Origin of the sequence: Paracoccus acridae (assembly GCF_014642735.1) — a bacterium.
Taxonomy (GTDB): domain Bacteria; phylum Pseudomonadota; class Alphaproteobacteria; order Rhodobacterales; family Rhodobacteraceae; genus Paracoccus; species Paracoccus acridae.
Window position 1 is genome coordinate 21,056 of sequence record NZ_BMIV01000024.1, and the last position, 6,000, is coordinate 27,055.

7 protein-coding genes are annotated in these 6,000 nt (G+C 63.6%); 6 read left to right on the forward strand and 1 reads right to left on the reverse strand.

Going from position 1 to position 6,000, the window contains the following annotated elements; translation table 11 throughout:
- Positions 1–79: 79 nt before the first annotated feature.
- Positions 80–583, reverse strand: coding sequence for an AmiS/UreI family transporter (locus IEX25_RS17905; RefSeq protein WP_103174466.1), 504 nt, complete (start codon positions 581–583; stop codon positions 80–82).
- Positions 584–816: 233 nt separating this feature from the next.
- Between IEX25_RS17905 and IEX25_RS17910 the strand changes: the two genes are divergently transcribed.
- From IEX25_RS17910 to IEX25_RS17935, 6 genes are all read left to right on the forward strand, one after another.
- The gene (locus tag IEX25_RS17910) at positions 817–1,755 is read left to right on the forward strand and encodes a DMT family transporter (protein ID WP_103174467.1); all 939 of its coding nucleotides are present in this window, start codon (positions 817–819) and stop codon (positions 1,753–1,755) included.
- Complete coding sequence (locus IEX25_RS17915) at positions 1,755–2,597, forward strand: glycosyltransferase (RefSeq protein ID WP_103174463.1); 843 nt, start codon at positions 1,755–1,757, stop codon at positions 2,595–2,597. Before IEX25_RS17910 ends, IEX25_RS17915 begins: the two co-directional genes overlap by 1 nt.
- Positions 2,598–2,832: 235 nt before the next feature.
- On the forward strand, positions 2,833–3,204 hold the full coding sequence (gene rpsL, locus IEX25_RS17920) for a 30S ribosomal protein S12 (protein ID WP_042252808.1): 372 nt from the start codon (positions 2,833–2,835) through the stop codon (positions 3,202–3,204).
- A gap of 12 nt (positions 3,205–3,216) precedes the next feature.
- On the forward strand, positions 3,217–3,687 hold the full coding sequence (rpsG, locus tag IEX25_RS17925; RefSeq protein WP_103174464.1) for a 30S ribosomal protein S7: 471 nt from the start codon (positions 3,217–3,219) through the stop codon (positions 3,685–3,687).
- Positions 3,688–3,705: 18 nt separating this feature from the next.
- A complete protein-coding gene (gene fusA, locus IEX25_RS17930; RefSeq protein WP_188716921.1) occupies positions 3,706–5,829 on the forward strand; it encodes an elongation factor G in 2,124 nt (707 codons plus the stop codon).
- Positions 5,830–5,895: 66 nt separating this feature from the next.
- Positions 5,896–6,000, forward strand: a 105-nt coding sequence (locus tag IEX25_RS17935; RefSeq protein WP_188716923.1) for a GTP-binding protein, incomplete at its 3' end; no start/stop codon positions are given.

Consider the following 6,000-nt stretch of genomic DNA (forward strand, 5'->3'; position numbering starts at 1 on the left):
CGGTTCGACATGACATGAAAAAGGCCCGGCAGCGATGCCGGGCCTTTTGCCGTTCCGGGATGCAGTTCAGGCCAGGGTTTCAGGCATAGAGCATCGCAAGGGCGGGCATCCAGGCGGTGAACACGCCGCTGGCCAGGGTCGCGGCGGCGGCGGTTTTCTCAAGCGGCCGACCAAGCGCCAGCAAAAGGAAGTAGAGAAACCACAGCCCCGCCCATCCGGCCCAGCAGAGGCCCAGCCACAGCGTCATCGGATCGCCGGCGTGGCGCAGCGTGACCACGGCCTCGGGCAGAACCGTGATCGCCACAAAAAGACTGAACCAGCCCAGGCCGCGCCCGTCCGAGCCTGTCAGGCGGTTCATCCCCACCCACAGATAGGTCAGGCTGAACAGCAATGTCAGGGCCGCCCCCTTGACGGCGCCCGGCGTGTCGGCACCGGCCATGGTCAGGACCGCGACGGTTCCGGTGATGAATGCCGTCGCAAGGTTGATGACCACGATTTCCCTGTCCGAGATGCGGTTCATCATCCACAGCCCGTTAAGGGTCAGAACCGCGCCGACGAAAAGAAGCGAGAGTGGAAGCAGCATCCGAAATTCCCAAGATCTGACCGGCCCCAAATGGGCGCAGCCTGTTCCCGTCCCGCCTTAGGACAATGCCGCGTCAGGGGTTATGCAGAACTGTCCCAGACAGAATATCGCGGGAGTTTAAAATGCGATGCGCCGCAGCCGACTGTATCGGCTTGCGTATCCTGCAAAAATTCGCTTGCCCGGCCCGGTATCAATGCCTAACGGGGAAGCACATTCCTGTTGTGGATCCCGCCATGCGCACCCCGATCCTGTCTCCCAGCCGTCGCGTCCGGCCTGCTTCGGTCCGGCCGCTGCCGCATCAGTCAGGCGACAACCTGCATGGCGCGCTGATCATGACGCTGTGCATGGTGGCTTTCGGGCTGAACGACACGGTGATGAAGTTCGTGGCCCAGGACATGCCGCTTTACCAGGCAATCGCCTTGCGCGGGATCTTCGTGATGGCCTTCATCGCGGCAGTCGCGCCCCGCCTGGGGGGCCTGCACCTGCGGATCCGCAAGGGCGCCCGAAGGCCGATGATGGTGCGCACCTTCGGCGAAATCGCCTCGACCATCCTGTTTCTCAATGCCTTGCAGAACATGGCCATGGGCGATCTTTCCGCGATCATGCAGGCGCTTCCGCTGGTGGTGATGGTGGCGGCCGCGCTGTTCTTCGGGGAAACCCTGGGCTGGCGTCGCGTGGGCGCGGTGATCGCCGGCTTTGGGGGCGTTCTTCTGATCCTTCGGCCGGGGGGCGAGGTCTTCGGGCCCTGGGCAGTCGTTGCCGTGGGGGCGATGGCAATGGTCGCCCTGCGCGACCTGGCGACACGCAACTTCGGCGGCGACATCACCTCGGCAACGATCGCCTTCTATGCGGCGGCAGGGGTGACGCTGGTGGGCCTGGTGATCAGCCTGTGGCAGGGCTGGGTGATGCCCAGCCTGTCGCAGATCCTGCTGCTGCTGATGGGCAGCGGCTTTCTGACGGTGGGTTATGTCAGCGCCGTGGCCTCGATGCGGGTGGGCGAGATGTCCTATGTCGCGCCCTTCCGCTATACCTCGCTGCTGGTCGCGATCCTGATGGGGCTGATCGTCTTTGGCGAATGGCCCGACCTGTGGACCTGGGCAGGATCGAGCCTGGTGGTTGCGGCGGGCATCTATACCATCTGGCGCGAGGCGCAGATCGGCAGGGCACGCTGATGCGGGTGCAGATGCTGGGCTTGTGCCGGTTTTCCTATCTGGGCTTGCGCGGCTATCAGAAGGACCATTCCAGCATCGAGGAGCGACGGGCCTTCCTGTATGACCCTGACCGCCTGGCGCGGCGATGGCAGTGGTTCACCACGCTGGCGCTGCCGGGATGGCTGGCCCAGACGGATCCCGATTTCACGCTGGTCGTCATGACCGGCCCGGACTTGCCACAGCCCTATCTGTCCGGGCTGCAGGCCCTATCGCGGGTCAATCCCTGGCTGCGACTGGAACTGGTGCCGCCGATGGATCGCCACCTGGAGGCCTGCCTTGCGGCAATCGCGCCCCATGTCGATCCCCAAGCCGATGTCGTGGGCCATTTCCGCCATGACGATGACGATGCGGTGGCCCTGGACTATGTCGCCACGGCGCGACGGGACTTCGCGGCGGTGCAGGCCCTGTGGCAGGCCGAGGGGCGGCTGTCGCTGGATCATTCGCGCGGGCTGATGCTGCGCGCCGGGGCAGGGGGCGCCGACTTCGTCCCGCGGATCGCGCATAACATGGGGGTCGCGCTGACCATCTTCCTGCGTCCGGACGCGGAAAAGACCGCGCTGCATTTCAACCATACCAGGCTGCCGATGTGGATGCCGTGCGTTTCGGTCACGCGGCCGCTGATGTTCATCCGGTCGATCCATGCCGACAGCGATTCAGGCGACATGGGACCCGGCCTGCCCTGGGAGATCGCGCCCGACGCCCTGGACCGCCAATTGTCCCGCCGCTTCGGGCTGGACCGCGCGGTTCTGGACGACCTCGCCAAGGCCGTGTCCCGCAAGGACAGCGCCGGCCGGTCTTGTTGACAGCCCCGGCGATTCCCCATATACGCCGCACACCCGCCGGGAAACCGTTCGGGGACCAGAACCTTTCGCGGTCACGATCCGGGCCTTTAACTGCCTCGATCCTCTGGAATTTTTCCCTCCACCCCGGAATCCGGGGCAGGAAGGGTTTGGCATTTCGCGATTCGCGCGGAATGCCGTCGAGAAGCGGCGCAGCAGGTTTTGCTGCGAGTATTGACAGAGCAAGACGGGGAACCGAATGCCGACGATCCAACAGCTGATCCGCAAGCCGCGGCAGCCGCGTGTGCAGCGATCCAAATCGATGCACCTGCAGGGCTGCCCGCAGAAACGCGGTGTCTGCACGCGCGTCTATACCACGACGCCGAAGAAACCGAACTCCGCTATGCGCAAGGTGGCCAAGGTCCGCCTGACGAATGGCTTCGAGGTCATCTCCTACATCCCGGGCGAAAAGCACAACCTGCAGGAACACAGCGTCGTGCTGATCCGCGGCGGCCGCGTGAAAGACCTTCCGGGTGTCCGTTACCACATCCTGCGCGGTGTGCTGGATACCCAGGGCGTCAAGGATCGTCGCCAGCGTCGTTCGAAATACGGCGCCAAGCGTCCGAAGTAAGGAGAGACATCCATGTCCCGTCGTCACGCCGCTGAAAAGCGCGAAGTCCTGCCCGACGCCAAATTTGGCGATCGCGTGCTGACCAAATTCATGAACAACCTGATGGTTGACGGCAAGAAATCCGTCGCCGAGCGCATCGTCTATTCGGCCCTGGACCGCGTCCAGTCGCGCCTGAAGCGCGAGCCGATCGAGGTTTTCCACGAAGCCCTCGACAATGTGAAGCCCTCGGTCGAGGTGCGTTCGCGCCGCGTCGGCGGTGCCACCTACCAGGTTCCGGTCGAGGTCCGTCCGACCCGCCGCGAGGCCCTGGCGATCCGCTGGCTGATCGATGCGTCCAAGAAGCGCAACGAAAACACGATGGAAGAACGCCTTGCCGGTGAACTGGCCGATGCCGTGAACGGCCGCGGCACCGCCGTCAAGAAACGCGAAGACACGCACAAGATGGCCGACGCCAACAAGGCGTTCAGCCACTACCGCTGGTAAGGCGAAAGGATCCAGACCATGGCACGCGAATATCAGCTTCAGCGTTATCGCAACTTCGGCATCATGGCCCACATCGATGCCGGCAAGACGACCACGACCGAACGCATCCTTTTCTATACGGGCAAGAACCACAAGATGGGCGAAACCCACGAGGGTGCGTCCACCATGGACTGGATGGAACAGGAACAGGAACGCGGCATCACGATCACGTCTGCCGCGACCACCACGTTCTGGCAGCGCCAGGAAGACCCGACCACCGAAGGCACCTCGGAAACGAAGTACCGCTTCAACATCATCGACACGCCGGGCCACGTTGACTTCACCATCGAGGTCGAGCGTTCGCTGGCCGTTCTGGATGGCGCGATCTGCCTTCTGGACGCCAACGCCGGTGTCGAGCCCCAGACGGAAACGGTGTGGCGCCAGGCCGACCGCTACAAGGTTCCGCGGATCGTCTTCGTCAACAAGATGGACAAGATCGGCGCGGACTTCTTCAACTGCGTCCGCATGATCAAGGACCGCACCGGCGGCACCCCGTGCCCGATCGCCCTGCCGATCGGCGCCGAGGACAAGCTGGAAGGCATCGTCGATCTGATCAAGATGGAAGAATGGGTCTGGAAGGGTGAAGACCTTGGCGCCAACTGGGTTCGCCAGCCGATCCGTGACGAACTGAAGGATCTTGCCGACGAATGGCGTTCGAACCTGATCGAACTGGCCGTCGAGCAGGACGACACCGCCATGGAAGCCTATCTGGAAGGCAACGAGCCTGATGAGGCGACCCTGCGCAGCCTGATCCGCGAGGGCACGCTGTCGCTGTCCTTCTTCCCGGTCACCGCCGGTTCCGCCTTCAAGAACAAGGGCGTGCAGCCGCTGCTGAACTCGGTCATCGACTTCCTGCCCTCGCCGTTGGACGTGCCGGCGCTGATGGGCTTCGCCCCCGGCGACGAGACGGAAACCCGCAACATCGAGCGTTCGGCCGATGACGCGCAACCCTTCTCGGGTCTGGCGTTCAAGATCATGAACGACCCCTTCGTGGGCTCGCTGACCTTTACGCGGATCTATTCTGGCCAGCTCAAGAAGGGCGACCAGATGCTGAATGCGACCAAGGGCAAGCGCGAGCGCGTCGGCCGCATGATGATGATGCACGCCATCAACCGCGAGGAAATCGACGAAGCCTTCGCGGGCGACATCATCGCGCTGGCGGGTCTGAAGGAAACCACCACGGGCGACACGCTTTGCGATCCCGCCAAGCCGGTGGTTCTGGAAACGATGACCTTCCCGGATCCGGTGATCGAGATCGCTGTGGAACCCAAGTCGAAGGCCGACCAGGAAAAGATGGGCCTTGCCCTTCAGCGTCTGGCTGCCGAAGACCCGTCCTTCCGCGTCGAAACCGATCTGGAATCGGGCCAGACCATCATGAAGGGCATGGGCGAACTTCACCTCGACATCCTGGTCGACCGCATGAAGCGCGAGTTCAAGGTCGAGGCGAATATCGGCGCCCCGCAGGTGGCTTACCGCGAGACGATCAGCCAGCCGGCCGAGATCGACTATACGCACAAGAAGCAGACCGGCGGCACCGGCCAGTTCGCGCGCGTCAAGCTGGAAATCACCCCGACCGAGCCGGGCGAGGGTTATTCCTTCGAAAGCCGCATCGTCGGCGGCGCGGTTCCGAAGGAATACATCCCGGGTGTCGAGAAGGGCATCAAGTCGGTCATGGACTCGGGTCCGCTGGCGGGCTTCCCGGTGATCGACTTCAAGGTCGCGCTGCTGGACGGTGCGTTCCACGACGTCGACTCCTCGGTCCTCGCGTTCGAGATCGCCTCGCGCGCCGCAATGCGCGAAGGGCTGCGGAAAGCCGGCGCGAAGCTGCTGGAACCGATCATGAAGGTCGAGGTGGTGACGCCCGAGGAATACACGGGTTCGATCATCGGCGACCTGACCAGCCGTCGCGGCATGGTCCGGGGGCAGGACAGCCGCGGCAACGCGAACGTCATCGACGCCTTCGTGCCGCTGGCCAACATGTTCGGCTATATCAACAACCTGCGCTCGATGTCCTCGGGCCGCGCGGTGTTCACGATGCAGTTCGACCATTACGAGGCCGTGCCGCAGAACATCTCGGACGAGATCCAGAAGAAATACGCCTGACCGGCGGGGCGGGGCCTTGGTCCCGCCCGTATCCCCCTGAATTGATGAATTGAGGAATCCTGCGCTATGGCAAAGGCAAAGTTTGAACGGACGAAACCGCACGTCAACATTGGCACGATCGGCCACGTCGACCACGGCAAGACGACGCTGACGGCTGCGATCACGCGGTAT

What these genes read in the sequence shown, in the direction of transcription:
- IEX25_RS17915 (WP_103174463.1), top strand. Translation starts at nt 1,755, where the DNA reads ATGCGGGTGCAGATGCTGGGCTTGTGCCGGTTTTCCTATCTGGGCTTG.
- rpsL (WP_042252808.1), top strand. Translation starts at nt 2,833, where the DNA reads ATGCCGACGATCCAACAGCTGATCCGCAAGCCGCGGCAGCCGCGTGTG.
- rpsG (WP_103174464.1), top strand. Translation starts at nt 3,217, where the DNA reads ATGTCCCGTCGTCACGCCGCTGAAAAGCGCGAAGTCCTGCCCGACGCC.
- fusA (WP_188716921.1), top strand. Translation starts at nt 3,706, where the DNA reads ATGGCACGCGAATATCAGCTTCAGCGTTATCGCAACTTCGGCATCATG.
- IEX25_RS17910 (WP_103174467.1), top strand. Translation starts at nt 817, where the DNA reads ATGCGCACCCCGATCCTGTCTCCCAGCCGTCGCGTCCGGCCTGCTTCG.
- IEX25_RS17905 (WP_103174466.1), bottom strand. Translation starts at nt 583, where the DNA reads ATGCTGCTTCCACTCTCGCTTCTTTTCGTCGGCGCGGTTCTGACCCTT.